Source organism: Janthinobacterium sp. UMAB-60 (assembly GCF_900095235.1).
GTDB lineage: Bacteria > Pseudomonadota > Gammaproteobacteria > Burkholderiales > Burkholderiaceae_D > Janthinobacterium.
The window spans coordinates 95,516-111,509 of record NZ_LT607485.1; the positions used below are offsets into that span (position 1 = coordinate 95,516).

15 protein-coding genes are annotated in these 15,994 nt (G+C 61.9%); 6 read left to right on the forward strand and 9 right to left on the reverse strand.

The features are described from left to right. Window positions 1–64: 64 nt before the first annotated feature. A complete protein-coding gene (locus tag K0F86_RS08430) occupies window positions 65–598 on the reverse strand; it encodes a prepilin peptidase (protein WP_219133989.1) in 534 nt (177 codons plus the stop codon). 54 nt (window positions 599–652) lie between these two features. Beyond that, the gene (locus K0F86_RS08435) at window positions 653–835 is read right to left on the reverse strand and encodes a Flp family type IVb pilin (protein WP_100876789.1); all 183 of its coding nucleotides are present in this window, start codon (window positions 833–835) and stop codon (window positions 653–655) included. Window positions 836–1,316: 481 nt separating this feature from the next. On the opposite strand from K0F86_RS08435, the gene K0F86_RS08440 reads away from it, so the two are divergent. Next, a complete protein-coding gene (locus tag K0F86_RS08440; protein ID WP_219133990.1) occupies window positions 1,317–2,363 on the forward strand; it encodes a GGDEF domain-containing protein in 1,047 nt (348 codons plus the stop codon). Here K0F86_RS08440 and K0F86_RS08445 read toward each other — a convergent pair. Further along, a complete protein-coding gene (locus K0F86_RS08445; protein ID WP_219133991.1) occupies window positions 2,360–3,589 on the reverse strand; it encodes an HD-GYP domain-containing protein in 1,230 nt (409 codons plus the stop codon). The genes K0F86_RS08440 and K0F86_RS08445 overlap by 4 nt on opposite strands. A 149-nt stretch (window positions 3,590–3,738) precedes the next feature. Between K0F86_RS08445 and K0F86_RS08450 the strand changes: the two genes are divergently transcribed. Together K0F86_RS08450 and K0F86_RS08455 are read left to right on the forward strand one after the other, a co-directional pair. Next, complete coding sequence (locus tag K0F86_RS08450) at window positions 3,739–4,680, forward strand: LysR substrate-binding domain-containing protein (RefSeq protein WP_219133992.1); 942 nt, start codon at window positions 3,739–3,741, stop codon at window positions 4,678–4,680. A 194-nt stretch (window positions 4,681–4,874) separates the two neighbouring features. Further along, window positions 4,875–8,471, forward strand: coding sequence for an indolepyruvate ferredoxin oxidoreductase family protein (locus tag K0F86_RS08455; protein ID WP_219133993.1), 3,597 nt, complete (start codon window positions 4,875–4,877; stop codon window positions 8,469–8,471). Window positions 8,472–8,502: 31 nt separating this feature from the next. On the opposite strand, the gene K0F86_RS08460 is transcribed toward K0F86_RS08455, so the two are convergent. After that, on the reverse strand, window positions 8,503–9,513 hold the full coding sequence (locus K0F86_RS08460) for a substrate-binding domain-containing protein (RefSeq protein WP_219133994.1): 1,011 nt from the start codon (window positions 9,511–9,513) through the stop codon (window positions 8,503–8,505). 436 nt (window positions 9,514–9,949) lie between these two features. Here K0F86_RS08460 and K0F86_RS08465 point away from each other — a divergent pair, with 436 nt between their 5' ends. After that, window positions 9,950–10,282, forward strand: a complete 333-nt coding sequence (locus tag K0F86_RS08465; protein WP_219133995.1) for a hypothetical protein — start codon at window positions 9,950–9,952, stop codon at window positions 10,280–10,282. Between the two features lies 1 nt (window position 10,283). On the opposite strand, the gene K0F86_RS08470 is transcribed toward K0F86_RS08465, so the two are convergent. Beyond that, window positions 10,284–11,339 carry an MBL fold metallo-hydrolase gene (locus tag K0F86_RS08470; protein ID WP_219133996.1) on the reverse strand — a complete coding sequence of 352 codons (1,056 nt, stop codon included), beginning with the start codon at window positions 11,337–11,339 and terminating at the stop codon, window positions 10,284–10,286. A 151-nt stretch (window positions 11,340–11,490) separates the two neighbouring features. Here K0F86_RS08470 and K0F86_RS08475 point away from each other — a divergent pair, with 151 nt between their 5' ends. After that, window positions 11,491–12,114, forward strand: a complete 624-nt coding sequence (locus K0F86_RS08475) for a TetR/AcrR family transcriptional regulator (protein WP_219133997.1) — start codon at window positions 11,491–11,493, stop codon at window positions 12,112–12,114. Here the strand turns inward: K0F86_RS08475 and K0F86_RS08480 are convergent. Both K0F86_RS08480 and K0F86_RS08485 read right to left on the reverse strand, forming a co-directional pair. Then, window positions 12,087–13,193 carry an exo-alpha-sialidase gene (locus K0F86_RS08480; protein ID WP_219133998.1) on the reverse strand — a complete coding sequence of 369 codons (1,107 nt, stop codon included), beginning with the start codon at window positions 13,191–13,193 and terminating at the stop codon, window positions 12,087–12,089. The two genes, K0F86_RS08475 and K0F86_RS08480, sit on opposite strands and share 28 nt — an antisense overlap. A 4-nt stretch (window positions 13,194–13,197) precedes the next feature. Next, window positions 13,198–13,467: a MoaD/ThiS family protein gene (locus K0F86_RS08485; protein ID WP_219133999.1), complete on the reverse strand. Its 270-nt coding sequence runs from the start codon at window positions 13,465–13,467 to the stop codon at window positions 13,198–13,200. Between the two features lie 92 nt (window positions 13,468–13,559). Between K0F86_RS08485 and K0F86_RS08490 the strand changes: the two genes are divergently transcribed. Then, window positions 13,560–13,868, forward strand: coding sequence for a hypothetical protein (locus K0F86_RS08490; RefSeq protein ID WP_141171364.1), 309 nt, complete (start codon window positions 13,560–13,562; stop codon window positions 13,866–13,868). Window positions 13,869–13,893: 25 nt separating this feature from the next. Here K0F86_RS08490 and K0F86_RS08495 read toward each other — a convergent pair whose 3' ends face one another. Continuing rightward, a complete protein-coding gene (locus K0F86_RS08495; RefSeq protein ID WP_219134000.1) occupies window positions 13,894–15,561 on the reverse strand; it encodes a PQQ-binding-like beta-propeller repeat protein in 1,668 nt (555 codons plus the stop codon). A gap of 118 nt (window positions 15,562–15,679) precedes the next feature. Next, complete coding sequence (locus K0F86_RS08500) at window positions 15,680–15,985, reverse strand: 2Fe-2S iron-sulfur cluster-binding protein (RefSeq protein ID WP_219134001.1); 306 nt, start codon at window positions 15,983–15,985, stop codon at window positions 15,680–15,682. Window positions 15,986–15,994: the final 9 nt, after the last annotated feature.

A 15,994-nucleotide genomic window follows, 5' to 3' on the forward strand; every position in this document is an offset into this window, starting at 1 on the left:
TTGAACAGAATTCATTCTAGCCAGCGGGGACTGGCGCCCATTGATTCAGAGCAATGAATAACAATCAGAAATAATGCCGCCCTTGCACCACCAGGCAACCCAGGGCAATGGCCAGTCCGTACGGCATGTTGCCCACGCTGGTGCCGCTGCCTAATGCGGCGGGCGCCAGCGGAATGCCGGCCATGCGCGCGATCATCGGCCACAGCAGCTGGCGCAGATTGCCCAGGCAGGCGCGCCACTTGCCCTGGTACGTGATCATCAGCACGGCCATCAGGCCGCCCAGCACAAAGGTGGCGAAACAGATCTGCAGCACGGGCCACGGGCCGGCAAAGGCGCCCACCATGGCGATCAGCTTGACGTCGCCGGCGGCCATGCCGCGCAGCACATATAAAGGAAGAAACAGGAAGAAACCCGTCGCCATGCCGCCCAGCCACAACGACGGCACGCTGTGCGGCCACAGCCACAGGTGCAAGGCCAGCGCGGCGAGGATGCCGGACAGTACCAAACCATTCGGTATCTTGCGGCGGATCAAATCACTGACGGCGGCCCCCGTCACAAAACACAACAACAGCAGGTCGCACAAGGCAGTTGCAGGCATGGCATACCTCCTGAAAAAAAACCCGCCACCGGCCGGCCAGCGGCGGGCACCCGCTTAGGGCGTCAACACCAGGTTCGACGAAATTTCGGTGAGGACGTTCAGCAGGTTGGTCTTGATCAGCAAGAAACCGGCCGTGATGGCGGTCGCCATCAAGGCCGCAATCAAGCCGTATTCGATTGCCGTAATCCCGTCCTCATCTTGGACAAACTGCTGTACTGCCGACAGGAAGGTATGCATGACAAGCTCCCAAAAGTGAATCACAAGTCCCTGGCGCAATCGGGTGTGAAACATTGCCCATTCCTGCTAATATGTTTCCTGCCGTAAATTTCTGCGCCATTGCATTGACTATAAAGCGTCCACGGTTTGGCAAATTGACGCGCCACAAGTTTCCATATGGAAATTATCAAACCTTGTTGAAATGACGGCTGACGCAAACAAATGTTGCGATCAGGATTGAAAGTCTGCGTCAAGGCAAGTTTTTTGCAACGCCATGCATGAATCTCATGTATTTACATGAAATATTGCATACGTTAATTGCCTATTAGGCAAAAAGACATTATCCTGCTTAGCTCTTCTTTGGAAAGGCCTCTCGCCCTGCGGTAAAGAGCGTCATGCCACCAAATAAATCTTGGCTTCTTGTAGACGGACGCGAACATGCTCTTGCTTGATGCAATGCTGCTATGACGACACTTGTGTGACTACTTTCCAGAGATCGACAATGGATTCCCTACTGAAACACATGGTGGACATGACCGGGCACCGCGACCACACGATGCTCGACATCTCCGTGATCTCGGCGGTGCAGGAGCTCGCTGCCGCGTCGCAGACCCGTGTGCTGGCCCTGACCAGCGTGCGTGGCCAGGTGTTCGTGCGGTCGCGGGCCATCATCGTGGCAGGCAGCGTGGCCCGCATGGAAGAGCATAACGACCCTACCCTGCCAGGCGAACCGCTGTCCGACTATCCGGCGCTGGCCACCTGCATCGCGCGCCATGAAGCGAGCGCCGATACCCTGTGCGCCGACGGCCGCCACCTGCTGTGGCTGCCCATCTGGATCGGCGACCAGGTCACCACTTGCCTGGAAATCACCAACCCCACGCCCTACACGGGCGCCACCATCCAGGTGATTGGCGGCATCGTCAGCGTGTACCGCAATTTCCAGAACCTGCTCGACTACAGCGAACGCGATTCGCTCACCGGCTTGTTGAATCGCAAGACCTTCGACGACCAGCTGGCGAAAATCCTGCAAAGCCGCGGCGAACCGGAAGCGGAGAAGCCGCGTCCCATCGATGAAGAACGGCGCCACCATACGGACACGGAACGGCAATGGCTGGCCGTGATCGACGTCGATCATTTCAAACTGGTCAACGATAAATTTGGCCACCTGTATGGCGATGAAGTGCTGATCCTGATCGCCAACCAGCTGCAATCGTCGTTCCGCTCGCAAGACCGCATCTTCCGCTTCGGCGGCGAGGAATTCGTCGTGCTGCTGCGCTCGATCACCCTGGACAATGCGCAGAAAATCATCGACCGCTTCCGCACCAATGTCGAAGCGCACGACTTCCCGCAAGTGGGCAGAGTCACCGTCAGCGTGGGCTTCGTCAGCATCAACGCCTATGAGGCGCCCGTCATCATCCTCGGGCGCGCCGACCAGGCGCTGTATTACGCGAAAAGCCATGGCCGCAACCTGGCTTGCCACTACGATGAACTGGTCGCCAAGGGCCTGTTAACGACTATCGCCTCGAACGATACGGCAGAGTTCTTCTAGGCATCCGCCAGCGATAAAAAGCGCATGGGATCGACCTGCCACTTGGCAGCCGACTCATGGCCGACGATCTTGTCGCCGCCGCCGAAGCCGAAGCCGCGCGACAGGTCGACTGTCTCGGGCTTGATGTAGGCATTGCTCTTCGTACTGAAAAACACATTCACCTTCGGCGCCAGCAGGTTGCTTTCGTGCGCCTCGATGACGACGGCCAGGCGGCCCGATTCCAGCATCACCATGGTGCCCACCGGATAGATGCCCACGCAGCGCATGAAATCCTGTGCAAACACGGGGTTGAAATGGAATTTGCTCCACTCATAAATCTTGCGCAAGGCTTCGGCGGCGGCGATGCCCTTGTGGTAGCTGCGGTCCGACGTCAGCGCGTCATACACGTCGACGATGGCGGCCATCTGCGCCAGCTCGCTGATGGCGTCGCCGACCAGCTTGTCCGGGTAGCCGCTGCCGTCGCGCCGCTCATGGTGGTGCAAGGCGATGTCGAGGGGAATGGCGCCCAGCTCGGGCGAGCGGCACAGGATATCGTAGCCATCGCGCGGATGGCGCTTGATCAGGGCAAATTCTTCCGGCGTCAGGGGGCCGGGTTTGTTCAGCACGCTATCGGGCACCAGCGCCTTGCCTGTGTCGTGCAGCAAGCCGCCCAGACCCGCCTGGTGCGTGGTGGCGCCATCGATGCCCCGCGAGCGGCAAAACGCCACCAGCAACGCGCATACGCTGACGGAGTGCAGGAAGGTGTAGTCGTCCTTGTTCTTGATGCGCAACAAGCCGACAAGGGCGCCGGGATTGCGCAGAATCGATTCGGTAATATCTTGCACCGTGTGCTGCACGCGGTCGATCTCGACGGCCTTGCCCAGGCGTACATCGGCCATCACCGTGCGCACCAGGCTCGATGCCTGCCGCCGCACCTGCGTGGCGCGCGCCAGTTCCATGCTCAGCGACACGCGCGTGACCACCTGCGGCGCCGCCGCAGCGATCTGCACCAGTTCGCGTTCCGTCTCGGCCCGCGCCTGGGCCACGGTGGGCGCATCCTGCACATCGAGGCCCTTGCCGCTGTCGATCACCACGTCGTGGATGCCGGCTTGCACGATCTTGCGGATTTCATCATCGCTGCGCAACAGGAAACGGTTGCGCACGAACGGATGGGTCATCCAGTCGCAGCTGAGGTCGTGGACATACATGCCCACTTTTAATTGAGACGAATCAACTTTCTTGAGCATGCTGTCATCCCACAAGTACGCGTCTGGAGCACCGAAGGCGCTAGAATGAGTATAACAAAATTGTTATTCTGCTGGCCGCGTTCGGCGCTGCGGCGCAACATCCTGTTTTTTCCGATCACCGCACCCGCAACGCACCGCTCTTGGGACCCATGGAACTGCGCCAATTACGTTACTTTGTTGCCATCGTTGACCACGGCTCGCTGTCGCGCGCGGCCCTGGTGCTGCATGTGGCGCAGCCGGCCCTGACGCAGCAGCTGCGCCAGCTGGAAGAAGAACTGGGGGTGCAGCTGCTGCACCGCTCGGCCCAGGGCGTGCTCAGCACAGACGCGGGCAAGGTATTTTACGAACACGCGCAAGCGATCCTGAAACAGGTGGCCGACGCCCGCTCGGCCGTCACGCAAAGCGCCACGCGCCCGTCCGGCAATGTCACCCTGGGCTTGCCGCACAGTATCTCCGGCGCGCTGGCCCTGCCCCTGCTGCTGGCCGCGCGCGAACGCTACCCCGAAATCACCCTGCAGCTGACGGAAGAAATCACGGGCAACCTCAATGAACAGCTCAGATCGGGCCGCATCAACCTGGCCGTATTGTTCGACGATGGCCAGCTGACGCCGTTTTCCTGCTGCCCGCTGGTGGAAGAAGAGATGCGTTTCATTTGCCGCAGCGATTCGCCGTTCGCGCCCGCCGGCCATGCCGTGTCGTTCCCGCAAGCGTTGAGCGCCACCCTGATCCTGCCGGGCTTGCAGCATGGCGTGCGGCCGCGCATCGACAGCCGCGCCCGCGAACTGGGCCTGGAGACGGCGAACGTGATCGAGATCAACTCGATCGCCATCCTGAAATCGGCCATCCTGGCCGGCATGGGCGCCACCATCCTGCCGGCCGCCCCCCTGCTGGCCGAACTGGACAGCGGCGCCATGCGCAGCTATGCCATCCACAGCCCCGTGCTGTCGCGCACCGTGGCCCTGTGTGCGTCGAAGAACATTCCCCTGACGAACGCGGGCAACGCCGTGAAAAACCTCGTGCTGCAAGTGGCTGCAGAGCTGTGCGGCAGCGGACGCTGGGTGGGGGCGCACGTGCTCTCGCCTATGGCATAAGTATTTCTTATACCCCCATCGTCAAAGCGTATTTGCCCCTTCCCCTCGGTCGCTCTACACTGACCACATTAACTATTTTAAATTTAAAATAGTTATGTGCCGCCCACACGCGGCCATCCCGTCTGCACAGCGCGCGCCTTACCGGGTGCGCCCCTTGTACAGCCGCTATCTGAAACACCCTTTTGGAGACAGCCATGTCCGTGACCACGGAAAACGGCTCCGCAGCGTTCGTTAGAAACGCCGGTGCCGCGCCATCTACGCCCCCCGACACTTCCCGTTTGACCAGCGTCAGCCTCGACGACAAATACACGGCCACTTCCGGCGCCATCTTCCTGTCCGGCATCCAGGCCCTCGTGCGCCTGCCGATGATGCAGCGCCTGCGCGACCAGGCCGCCGGACTGAACACGGCCGGTTTCATCTCCGGCTACCGCGGCTCGCCCCTGGGCGGCCTCGACGAAAACCTGTGGAAAGCCAAGAAGCAGCTGGAAGCGCACCACGTGCAGTTCGTGCCCGGCGTCAACGAAGACCTGGCTGCCACGGCCGTCTGGGGTTCGCAGCAGGTGGACCTGATCGGCCCGGCCAAGTACGACGGCGTGTTCGCCATGTGGTACGGCAAGGGCCCGGGCGTGGACCGCTGCGGCGATGTCTTCAAGCACATGAACCATGCGGGAACATCGAAACTGGGCGGCGTGCTGCTGGTGGCCGGCGATGACCATGGCGCATACTCGTCGACCCTGCCGCACCAGTCCGACCATTTGTTCTCCGCCTCGATGATCCCCGTCCTGTATCCGTGCAATGTGCAGGAATACCTGGACCTGGGCATCCACGGCTGGGCCATGTCGCGCTTTTCCGGCTGCACGGTGGCCTTCAAGGCCCTGGCCGACACGGTCGAATCGTCGGCCTCCATCGATGCCGACCCGTTCCGCGTGGAAGTCAAGATTCCGCAAGATTTCATCATGCCCGAAGGCGGCCTGAACGCGCGCCTGTCGAGCATCCCGCTGGGCCAGCAGGCGCGCAACCAGGAAGCGCTGATGCAGGACTACAAGATCTATGCGGCGCTGGCTTACGCGCGCGAAAACAAGCTCAACCACACCACCATCGACAGCCCGAACGCCAAGCTGGGCATCATCGCGTCCGGCAAGTCCTACCTGGACGTGCTCGAAGCGCTGGAAGAGCTGGGCATCGACGAGCAGATGGCAGCCGATGTCGGCATGCGGCTGTTCAAGGTGGCCATGCCGTGGCCGCTGGAACCGGACAGCGTGCGCGAATTCGCGCAAGGCCTCGATGAAATCCTCGTGGTCGAAGAGAAGCGGCAAATCGTCGAATACCAATTAAAAGAGCAGCTGTACAACTGGCGCGACGACGTGCGCCCCCGCGTGATCGGCAAGTTCGACGAGAAGGGCGAATGGGTGGCGCCGCGCGGCGAATGGCTGCTCACCTCGAAGGCCGATTTTTCCGTCTCGCAAGTGGCACGGGTCATCGCCAGCCGCATCGCGCGCCTGATTTCCGACCCCGTCACCTGCGACCTGATCAAGGCTCGACTCAGTTTCCTCGACGCCAAGGATGCGGTATTGAAAAAGGCCGTGAACACGCCGTTCCGTCCCGCGTTCTACTGCTCCGGCTGCCCGCACAACACCTCGACCAAGGTGCCGGACGGCAGCCTGGCGCTGGCCGGCATCGGCTGCCACGTGATGGCCACCTCGATTTACCCGGAAATGAACAAGCTGACCACGCACATGGGCGGCGAAGGCGCGCCGTGGATCGGCCAGGCCGCCTTCTCGGAACTGCCGCACGTGTTCCAGAACCTCGGTGACGGCACGTATTTCCATTCCGGCTATCTGGCCATCCGCGCCGCGCAGGCGGCCAAGGTCAACATCACCTACAAAATCCTGTACAACGACGCCGTCGCCATGACGGGCGGCCAGCCCGTGGACGGCCTCATCACCGTGCCGATGATGGCGCAGCAAGTGGCCGCCGAAGGCATCGCCCGCATCGCGCTGGTCACGGAAGATTTATCACGCTACAGCGACCGCAGCAACCTGCCCGCCCACGTGACCTTGCACGACCGCAAGGACATGGATGCCGTGCAGCGCGAACTGCGCGAAGTGCAAGGCGTGTCCGTGCTGATCTACGACCAGACCTGTGCGGCAGAGAAACGCCGGAGAAGAAAAAAAGGCGAGTATCCTGACGTGGCCAAACGCATGGTCATCAACGACGCCGTCTGCGAAGGCTGCGGCGACTGCGGCGTGCAGTCGAACTGCGTATCGATCCTGCCGAAGGAAACGGAATTTGGCCGCAAGCGCACCATCGACCAATCCTCGTGCAACAAGGATTACTCGTGCGCCAAGGGCTTTTGCCCCAGCTTCGTCACCGTCGAAGGCGGCAGCCTGAAGAAGACAAAAACGGGCGCGAGCAAGCCGGGCGAGACGGACAACTTCGGCCCGCTGCCGGAACCTGTATTACCCGCCTGCGACGCGCCGTACAACATCCTCATCAATGGCATCGGCGGCACGGGCGTCATCACCGTGGGCGCGCTGATGGGCATGGCGGCGCACCTGGAAGGCAAGGGCGCCTCCGTGCTGGACATGACGGGCATGTCGCAAAAGAACGGTTCCGTCACTTCGCACGTGAAAATCGCCAAGTCGCCCGCGCACATCCGCGCGCAGCGCATCGCCACGGGCGAAGCGGACCTGATTTTAGGCTGCGACATGCTGACGGCCGGCGCGCAGGATGCCGTGTCGAAAATGCGTCCTGGTAGAAGCCTGGCCGTCGTCAACCTGCACGAGCAGCCGCCGGGCACGTTTGCGCAAAATGCCGATTGGCAATATCCGACGGCCGAGGTGCGCCAGCTGATCGAGGAATCCGTGGGCGGCGCGGACGCGGCCGACTTCATCGACGCCACGAAACTGGCTACCGCGCTGATGGGCGACTCGATTGCCGCCAATCTGTTCATGCTCGGTTACGCCTGGCAAAAGGGCCGCATCCCCTTGACGGAAGCGGCGCTGCTGCGCGCCATTGAACTCAATGGCGTGGGCATCGAGTCGAACAAGAAGAGCTTTTTGTGGGGCCGCCGTGCCGCCGTCGATGTGCGCCGTGTCACGCAGATCGCCACGCCGTCGCAGGCGATCCTCGTGCAAATGCCGCAAAGCCTCGATAGCGTCATCAAGAAAAGAGTGGAGTTCCTCACCGCGTATCAAAATGCCGCGTATGCGGACGGTTATTTGACCCTGGTCAAACAGGTGCGCGACCGGGAAAACACCCTGGGACTGGACCAGAAGCTGTCGACGGCCGTGGCGAAAAACTACTTCAAATTGCTGGCCTACAAGGACGAGTATGAAGTGGCGCGTTTGTACACGGATGGCCGTTTCGTGGAGCAGTTGCAGCAGCAGTTCGAGGGGAATTTCTCCGTCAAATTCAACCTCGCGCCGCCGCTGTTCGCCAAGAAAGATGCAAAGGGGCACCTAGTGAAAGCGGAGTTCGGTTCCTGGATGTGGCGCGCCTTCCAGCTGCTGGCCAAAGCAAAAGGCTTACGCGGCGGCACCTTCGACGTCTTCGGCTACACAGCTGAACGCAAGATGGAGCGCGCGCTGATCGTCGAGTACCGCGAACTGCTGGCCGGCCTGCTGGCGAACCTGACGGCGGACAACCTCGGCACCTGCGTGGAACTGGCATCCTTGCCCGAAAAAATCCGCGGCTTCGGCCACGTCAAGGAAGCGGCTGTCGATACTTACCGCAAGGACAAGGCGAGGTTGCTGGCGGTGCTCGCGGATGGAAGCAAGTACGCGGCATAAAAGACAACGCAGAGCCTCGGCTCTGCTTTTTTTATTCTGGACAGCGCCCCACGGTGGCCCCCGGCAACAGCACCGGTTGCCAGATTTCCTGCAGCCGTTCCGGTGGCGTGCCGGCCAGCAGCGATTGCAGCATTTCCACCATCTTGGCGCCGGCGCGGCGCAGGTCGGGCTGGTCGATGGTAGTGACGTTGATGCCGATCAAGGTATCTTCCACATTGCCCCAGACGATGACGGAGATTTCCTTGCCGATTTCGATGCCCGCATCCATCAGCGCGCGCACCACGCCCACGCCGGACAGGTGGTTGTCGACGATGACGGCCGTGGGACGGGGCGAGCAAGCCAGCAATTGCTGCATGGCCTGGTAGCCGCTGCGGCGATCGAAGGTGTTGTCGAGCAGATAGGCGGGCTCCTGCGGCAAGCCCGCTTGCGCCATGCAGCGGATAAAGCTTTCCTTGCGCTCATAGGCGAAATGCAAGTCCAGCGGCGCGCTCAGCAGGGCGATGCGCTGGTGGCCGTGCGCCGCCAGAAAGGACACGGCCAGGTCGATGCCCGTGTCGTTATCGTAATCAAAATACGCATACGGCGCGTCGATGCGCGTGCGGCCATTCGCGACAAAGGGAAAGCCCACCTTCGTCAGGTAGGCGATGCGCTCGTCGACCACCTTGGTGCGGCCCACCACCAGGCCATCGACCTGGCGCCCGCGCACCATGTTTTCATACGAGGGCTGTTCGTTCTGCGGCGACACGGGGGCGATGATGAGACTCATCTTCGACGCTTCCACGGCGTCCGACATGCCATTCACCACGGAAAGGAAGACGCTGTCGCCCAGGTCGCTGGGCAGCAGGGGATAGATCATGCCCAGTACATTGGTACGGCCGACGGCCAGGCTGCGCGCCAGCGGGTTGGGCCGATAGCCGACTTTCTTGGCGGCGGCCAGGACGATTTCACGGGTGCGGGAATTGACTTCCGGATAGCCGTTCAACGCCCTGCTGACTGTCGTTTTCGACATGCCGAGGGCAATTGCGAGGCTCTTGAGATTCATGTGTTAACTACCTGTCTGTATGGCAAAAAAAACCAACTCTGACCGTCAATTATAGCCCAGAGCGCCACGCAGGCCGCGCATTACCGTGCGTCGACATGGTAGAAAAACAACAACATATTAACTATTTAAAAAGCAATGTTTTAAATGTGACCAGCCCTGCCATCTTCGCCGCGGGCCATCGTCCGTGGCAGACTGGCAAGGGAAAGTAAAGGAAGCGTGCACTCACTTTGACCATAGCGTCGCCAGCTTCGGCATGCCAGTGCGGCAACACAGGGAGCGCACAAAAAATTATCAAGAAAACATAATTAACTGGAACTGTGCGAGAATTTGTCCTACTCTTGATTCAGGTAAAGATTACCTGCAGACATGTCTCGCCCCCCGGCCCGCATTCTTCCTCTTCTGCGCACGCCTGGACATACTTTCAAAGGTGAACAATGTGGTCACGCTAACGTCCGTCAACAATCTGCAAGCCTCGCTGGCCACGGCGCAGCGCCGGGTCGAGCAAGGCCAGAACCAGGTACAGCGCGACAGCGAACAGCTGGCGCAAAGCCGCCAGTCGCTGGCGCGGGAACAGGAGTCGCTGAGCCAGACGCAGCGCAGCAGCCAGCAAGCGCAGGCCGATGCCCCTGCCACCGTGAAGGCGCCGCAGCTGGACCAGGCGATCAAGGTGGCCGTGCCGCGGCAAGCGCTCCCCGCCACGCCGCACAGCACGCCCCAGCTGAACAGCTATGGCCAGACCCTGGGCCGCCTGATCGACGTGACGGCCTAAATTACCGAAGCATCTCTTCTTCCAGCATCGCCAACCACCACTTCTCGCCCTGCTTCGGCTGCCGTAAATCCACCGTCTCGCCCATTTGCGGCGTGGCCAGGTGCACGCCCTGCTTGGCCGCCAGCCCCGTGATGCGGTCGAACGGTTCATGCCAGGCATGCAGCCCCAGGTCAAAGGTGCCGTTATGCACGGGCATCAGCCACTTGCCGCGCAAGTCCAGGTGGGCTTGCAGGGTTTCCTCCGGCTGCATGTGCACGTCCGGCCACAGCTTGTCGTAGGCACCCGTCTCGATCATGGTCACGTCGAACGGCCCGTACTTGTCGCCGATCTGTTTGAAACCGCCGAAATAGCCGGAGTCGCCACTGAAAAACACGCGCACGTCCGGCGCGTCGATGACCCACGACGCCCACAGGGTTTGATTGCCATCAAACAAGCCGCGTCCCGAGAAATGCTGCGAGGGCGTGGCGACGAGTTTCACGCCGGCTATCGTCGTGCCCTGCCACCAGTCGAATTGCTGCACCTTCTCCTTCGGCACACCCCAGGCAACCAGGGTATCGCCCACGCCCAGCGGCGCAACAAAATGTTCGGTCTTGGCGGCCAGTTGCAGCACGGCGGCATGGTCGAGGTGGTCATAATGGTCATGCGACAGGATGACGGCCTTGATCGGCGGTAAGTCAGCGATGCTGATGGGCGGCTGGTGGAAACGCTTCGGCCCTGCCCATTGCACGGGCGAGGCACGCTCGGAAAACACGGGATCGGTGAGGAAGAATTCGTTGTTGAGTTTCAACAGCAGGGTCGAGTGGCCGAGGCGAAACAGGCTGTTGTCCGGTGCGGCCAGCAATTGCGCCTGGCTCAAGGCTTGCACGGGCACGGCAGCGGCCGGCACTGTGCTGTCGGGCTTGTCAAAGAAAAAGGTCCACATCAGCTTGAGCGTGGCCGCCGTGCCCAGCTTGTGCATCTGCACGGGATTGCGGAACTTGCCGTCGTGGCGTTGTGGCGACAAGGTTGAGGAAGAAGCGGGCGCGACAGGCGCGGCGCGCAAGGTGCAAGAACTCATGATGATCAGGACTCCCAAGAATAAGATGCGATGCATATGCGATCCGCTCAATAAAACACAAGGATTAAATTACACTACACAGTGTAGTTCCTATTTCTGGCAAAGTAAACCAGGAGGTGTAAAATATTGTTTTCAAAGGAGATTTCCCGCCATGGCCGCACCGCAACGCCTCACCGACCGCAAGCGCGTCGCCATCGTCGATGCCGCCATCGCCGAGTTCCGCGAGCACGGTTTTGACGCGACCAGCATGGACAGGATCGCCGCCACGGCCGCCGTTTCCAAGCGCACCGTGTACAACCATTTCCCCAGCAAGGACGAACTGTTCGCGGAAATCCTGCGGCGCATGTGGGAAAGCAGCGTGGCCCAGCCCGCCGTACCCTATCTTGCGGACCAGCCGCTGCGCCCGCAGGTGCTGGCCCTGGTCGAGCAGAAAATGGGCTTGCTGTGCGACCCGGCCTTCATCGACCTGGCGCGCGTGATCTTTGGTGAAACCATCCACTCGCCCGCGCGCGCGCAAGCGATGGTGGCGCGCCTGAATGAAAAGGAAACGGGCCTGTATCTCTGGATCCGCGCGGCACAGCAAGATGGGCGCATCAAGGCGGGCGAGACGGTGGAAGTGGCCCACCTGCTGATGTCGCCATTAAAAACCTTTGCCTTCTGGCCACAGATCACCCTCGGTGAGCCTCTGCTGGGCCCGGCACGCCAGCGCGAAGTGGCGGAACTGGCCGTCGATATCTTCCTGTGCTACTACGGCGTGGCAAAACAGACGGCATAAACGGGCGGCAAGTGGGCAGAGATGCTCTGCCAATGCTCGCCCTCGTCGCTCGAATACCAGGCGCCGCCCGTCGTCGACGCCATCAATAAACCACGCCCATCGTCGGCCAGCGCCAGCCCGTGGCGGTAGATGAGGTCGTAGCAATGCCGCTGCGGCAATCCCGCGCGCAACACCTCAAACGTCTTGCCACCATCGCGCGTGCGCGTCACGGCCAGCGCGCCATCGATGGGTATGCGCAGCACGTCCGCCTGCGCGGGCACGAACCAGGCCGTGTCGCCATCGCGCGGATGCACAGCCACGGCAAAGCCGAAATGCGACAGCGGCGCCGTGCTCACTTCCTGCCAGTGCCAGCCCGCGTCCTGCGAGCGCCAGATGCCGTTATGGTGCTGGCACCACAGCGCCTCGGGCGTGCCGGCGCTGCGCACGATGCGGTGCGGGTCTTGCACGGCCTCGTTTTCATCGAGCCCGGGCGGCATGTAGTCGGCGCGCATGCCCGTCGCGCTCAAGGCCCAGCTGGCGCCGCCATCAAGCGTTTGCCAGACGCCGCCGCAGGACACGCCGACCAGCACGGTATGGCTGTCGCGCGGATCGACGCAAATGCTGTGGATGCCGGGCACGTCGTAGCCGCCGCCAAACCATTGCGCCCGCTGCGGCACGTGCCACAAGGACTCGACCAGCTGCCAGCTGTCGCCGCGGTCGCTTGAGCGGAACAGGCCGCCAGGTAAAGTCCCGGCCCACAGCACGCCGGGCTGGTCCGCGCCACCGGCCGCCAGCGACCAGATCTGCCGCAAGGTCCAGTCCAACGTATCGGTGCTGTCCTCGGGCTTGGCGGGATAGGCGGGCACGGCGACTTCTTGCCACGCGCTGGCGCCTGCGTCGAGGCGGTGCAGCTTGGCGGCGAAGTGCCCGAGGTTCAGGGCCGCGTACAGGGTGCCGTCGCGGCCATCGTGCAGCAGCATGGAGACGGGATCGCCGGCGAACTGCACCAGCGCCAGCTGCCAGGTGCCGGCCGCATCGACATCGAACTGGAACAAGCCCTTGCGGGTGCCGAGATACGCGCGTTGCGGGACTGCTGTCATGGCGTCAACCTCCTGAAAGTGCCTGCAAGATATACACCTGGCTGTCGGGCCGCAAGACGTCGTCCAGCACGCGCCGTTCGCGGCAGCGCGCGCCGTCGATGAAGATCACCACGTTGGGGCGCAAGGCCCCTTGCTCGTCGAGCACGTAGCCGCGCAGGCGTGGCTGCAGCACAAACGCGGCATCGAGAGCGGCGCGCAGGCGTGGCGCGGCCACCTCCACGGTGGGGACGTCCAGGTAGCGTGCCAGTTGTTGCGTAAAATGCAGATGCGCCATGCTGCCCTTCGACGTCGTCGGCCTCGACTCATTCTAGTCCGCTTTGCGGCCAATACAATTAAAATAGCGGCAAGCACACAAGGAGGTCAGGCATGACGATTACCCCGGAAGAACTAGCGGTGCTGATGCAGGAAGTGGAAGTGGCCGATCCCATCGATTTTGCCGACCTGCCCTTCGACGAGCAGGAATTGCGCGGACTGATCGCCAACCACCTGTGCGAGATGGCCGATGCCATGGAAAGTTTCAGCCCGGAAGACCGCAACCTGGCCCTGCTGGCCGTGGCGGCCAAGCTGGTGCTGGAAAACCTGGTGCTGCACGTGCAGCTGCTGCGCCGCCACGGCTTGCCCGTGAGCGACAGCGTGGACGCGCTGCTACAGCGGCTGAAGGGCGGCAAGCCCTGACAGCCTGCCGCAGCAGCGCCCTCGTTTACTGCAAGTTGATGGCCGTCACGCGCGACATGCCGTTGCCGTTGTCACTCACCGAACGGATGTAGAGTACGCCATTGCGCGACAACGCCAGCTTGCCGGCAATCCGGAAACTCCAGACCGCTTTTTGGCTGGCCAGGTCCAGCGCATACGTGCCCTTTTGACCCGCGACAAACAGCAGCTTGTTGGTCGCGATCAGGTCGCCGCCAAAGCGCTCTTCCTTGACGGCCGACAACGGCCAGCTCCACAGTACGGCGCCCGTGGCCAGGCTGCGCGCTTCGAGCGATGCCGTGGCATGATTGCCCACATACAACACGCCCTGCGCCGCTACCGGCTGCGTGGTGAACTGGCCGTTGACGCTCCAGCGTACCTGGCGGCTATCCGTATCGACCAGGGTCAGGCTGTTGTCAACGGCAAAACCTGCAGGAAGACGCTGGTTCAGCAGCAGCACGCTGTGCGCATCGGCCAGCACGGGTGCCTGATACAGGCTGCTCCTGCTCAAGCCACCCACCACCTGTCCCGGCACGGTCACGCTCCATTGCTGCGCGCCATCGGCACGATTGAAGGCGCGCAAGGTACCCGCCGTATTGCTGTACACCGTGCTGGCATTCACGGCCGGCGTCCACTCGTCGACATTGCCCAGCCTCGATAATCCCAGGCTGGCGGACCACAGATTCCCGGCCGTCGTGGTCTCCGCGCTGATGACGTCGTTGTTGCCGCCGACATAGACGCTTGCGCCTGCCAGCGTGGGAGCGGTCAGCGGCGAGGTCGCCGTCAGGATGCCGTTCGTCTGCGGCTGCGTGGCGGTGGCCAGTTTGACGCCGCTCACGGCGTCAAACGTATGGACGCTGGCCAAGCCCGCCATCGCCAGGCGTGGGCCCGACACGCCAGGCGCGCTCAGTGCGCCATCGAGCGTCTGCGGCGTGCGCCATTGCACGCTGCTGTCGTGCTCGGACAGGGCCATCAAGGTATTGGTATAGATGATTTTCTTCGCATCCTGGCTATCCGCCGCGGATTGCTCCAGCGAAAAATACACGAGACCATTCGCGGCCACTGGCGGGCTCATACGATAAGTTTTTTCTCCGCCAGCATATTCCCACGTCCAGCGGCGCGAAAATTTGCCCGCATCAAGATCGACGGGCACCAGACCCGTGTGTGCCGCATTGCCATTCGTGCCTTCCCAGTCGCCCGCACCCGGCAACGCGGCCAGGGCCGGCATATTGCCCTTGAGTGGCGCCACCACCACCTTGTACGGGATGCTTTCGGGCAGATTTTTATATTTAAGTTCGAACAAATTCAGGGGAGACAGCGTAATCCGTCCCGTATAGGTGCCAGGCGCCAGGCCAGGCACGGGCTTGAAGGTGATGCGCCAGCTGTTGTCCGACAGTTTCTGATGATCCGATAACTGGAAAACAGTCACGCCGTTCGCGTCGGTGGCGCTCCACAGCGGACGCTCGGCCAAATCGCTGCGCACCACCACGTTCACGTCGGTACAGGCTTCACCCGGCGCCATGTTGCAGTTGCTGCTCACTTCAGACAGGTGCAGCACGCGACGGTCTTCGAGTTCAAAAAATCCACCCCCGCCACCACAGCCGGCGATGGACAACAACGCCAGCATCAGGGCAGGCAATGCTGCGGCGCGATACGCTCCTTGCATCGTTATAGTCATGTATCTTCCATGTCCGGGTTTTCCCATCCGCCCCCATGGCAGGATGCAAAACCCATCGAATCTTTTAACATGAAAAAATGTGCAAAATATCACACATTGTCACCAGCGCAGGGTAACGTCAAGGGTGGCGCACGGCCCGCGCCTGCACGGTGAGATCGCTTTCGGCCACGGCCACGCAGGGCAGGATGTAGCCGTCGAGCCGTTCATCGGGGCTGATGCCGGGCCAGTCCACCGTGTAGCGTATTTTTCCTTCGGGCATGTGGCACAGGCAGGTGCGGCAGGTGCCGTTGCGGCAGGAACTGAGCAGGCGGATGCCGGCCAGCTCGGCGGCGGCCAGCACGGTGGTGCCGGCCTCGGCCGTGAATTGCCAGCCTTGCGGGACGATGGTAATAGTAAAGGTGGTGATGGTAAAGGGCGCGCTCATGCGCCCAGT

Coding starts and splice junctions, on each gene's coding strand:
- K0F86_RS08430 (WP_219133989.1), bottom strand. CDS start 598: ATGCCTGCAACTGCCTTGTGCGACCTGCTGTTGTTGTGTTTTGTGACG.
- K0F86_RS08435 (WP_100876789.1), bottom strand. CDS start 835: ATGCATACCTTCCTGTCGGCAGTACAGCAGTTTGTCCAAGATGAGGAC.
- K0F86_RS08440 (WP_219133990.1), top strand. CDS start 1,317: ATGGATTCCCTACTGAAACACATGGTGGACATGACCGGGCACCGCGAC.
- K0F86_RS08445 (WP_219133991.1), bottom strand. CDS start 3,589: ATGCTCAAGAAAGTTGATTCGTCTCAATTAAAAGTGGGCATGTATGTC.
- K0F86_RS08450 (WP_219133992.1), top strand. CDS start 3,739: ATGGAACTGCGCCAATTACGTTACTTTGTTGCCATCGTTGACCACGGC.
- K0F86_RS08455 (WP_219133993.1), top strand. CDS start 4,875: ATGTCCGTGACCACGGAAAACGGCTCCGCAGCGTTCGTTAGAAACGCC.
- K0F86_RS08460 (WP_219133994.1), bottom strand. CDS start 9,513: ATGAATCTCAAGAGCCTCGCAATTGCCCTCGGCATGTCGAAAACGACA.
- K0F86_RS08470 (WP_219133996.1), bottom strand. CDS start 11,339: ATGAGTTCTTGCACCTTGCGCGCCGCGCCTGTCGCGCCCGCTTCTTCC.
- K0F86_RS08475 (WP_219133997.1), top strand. CDS start 11,491: ATGGCCGCACCGCAACGCCTCACCGACCGCAAGCGCGTCGCCATCGTC.
- K0F86_RS08480 (WP_219133998.1), bottom strand. CDS start 13,193: ATGACAGCAGTCCCGCAACGCGCGTATCTCGGCACCCGCAAGGGCTTG.
- K0F86_RS08485 (WP_219133999.1), bottom strand. CDS start 13,467: ATGGCGCATCTGCATTTTACGCAACAACTGGCACGCTACCTGGACGTC.
- K0F86_RS08490 (WP_141171364.1), top strand. CDS start 13,560: ATGACGATTACCCCGGAAGAACTAGCGGTGCTGATGCAGGAAGTGGAA.
- K0F86_RS08495 (WP_219134000.1), bottom strand. CDS start 15,561: ATGACTATAACGATGCAAGGAGCGTATCGCGCCGCAGCATTGCCTGCC.
- K0F86_RS08500 (WP_219134001.1), bottom strand. CDS start 15,985: ATGAGCGCGCCCTTTACCATCACCACCTTTACTATTACCATCGTCCCG.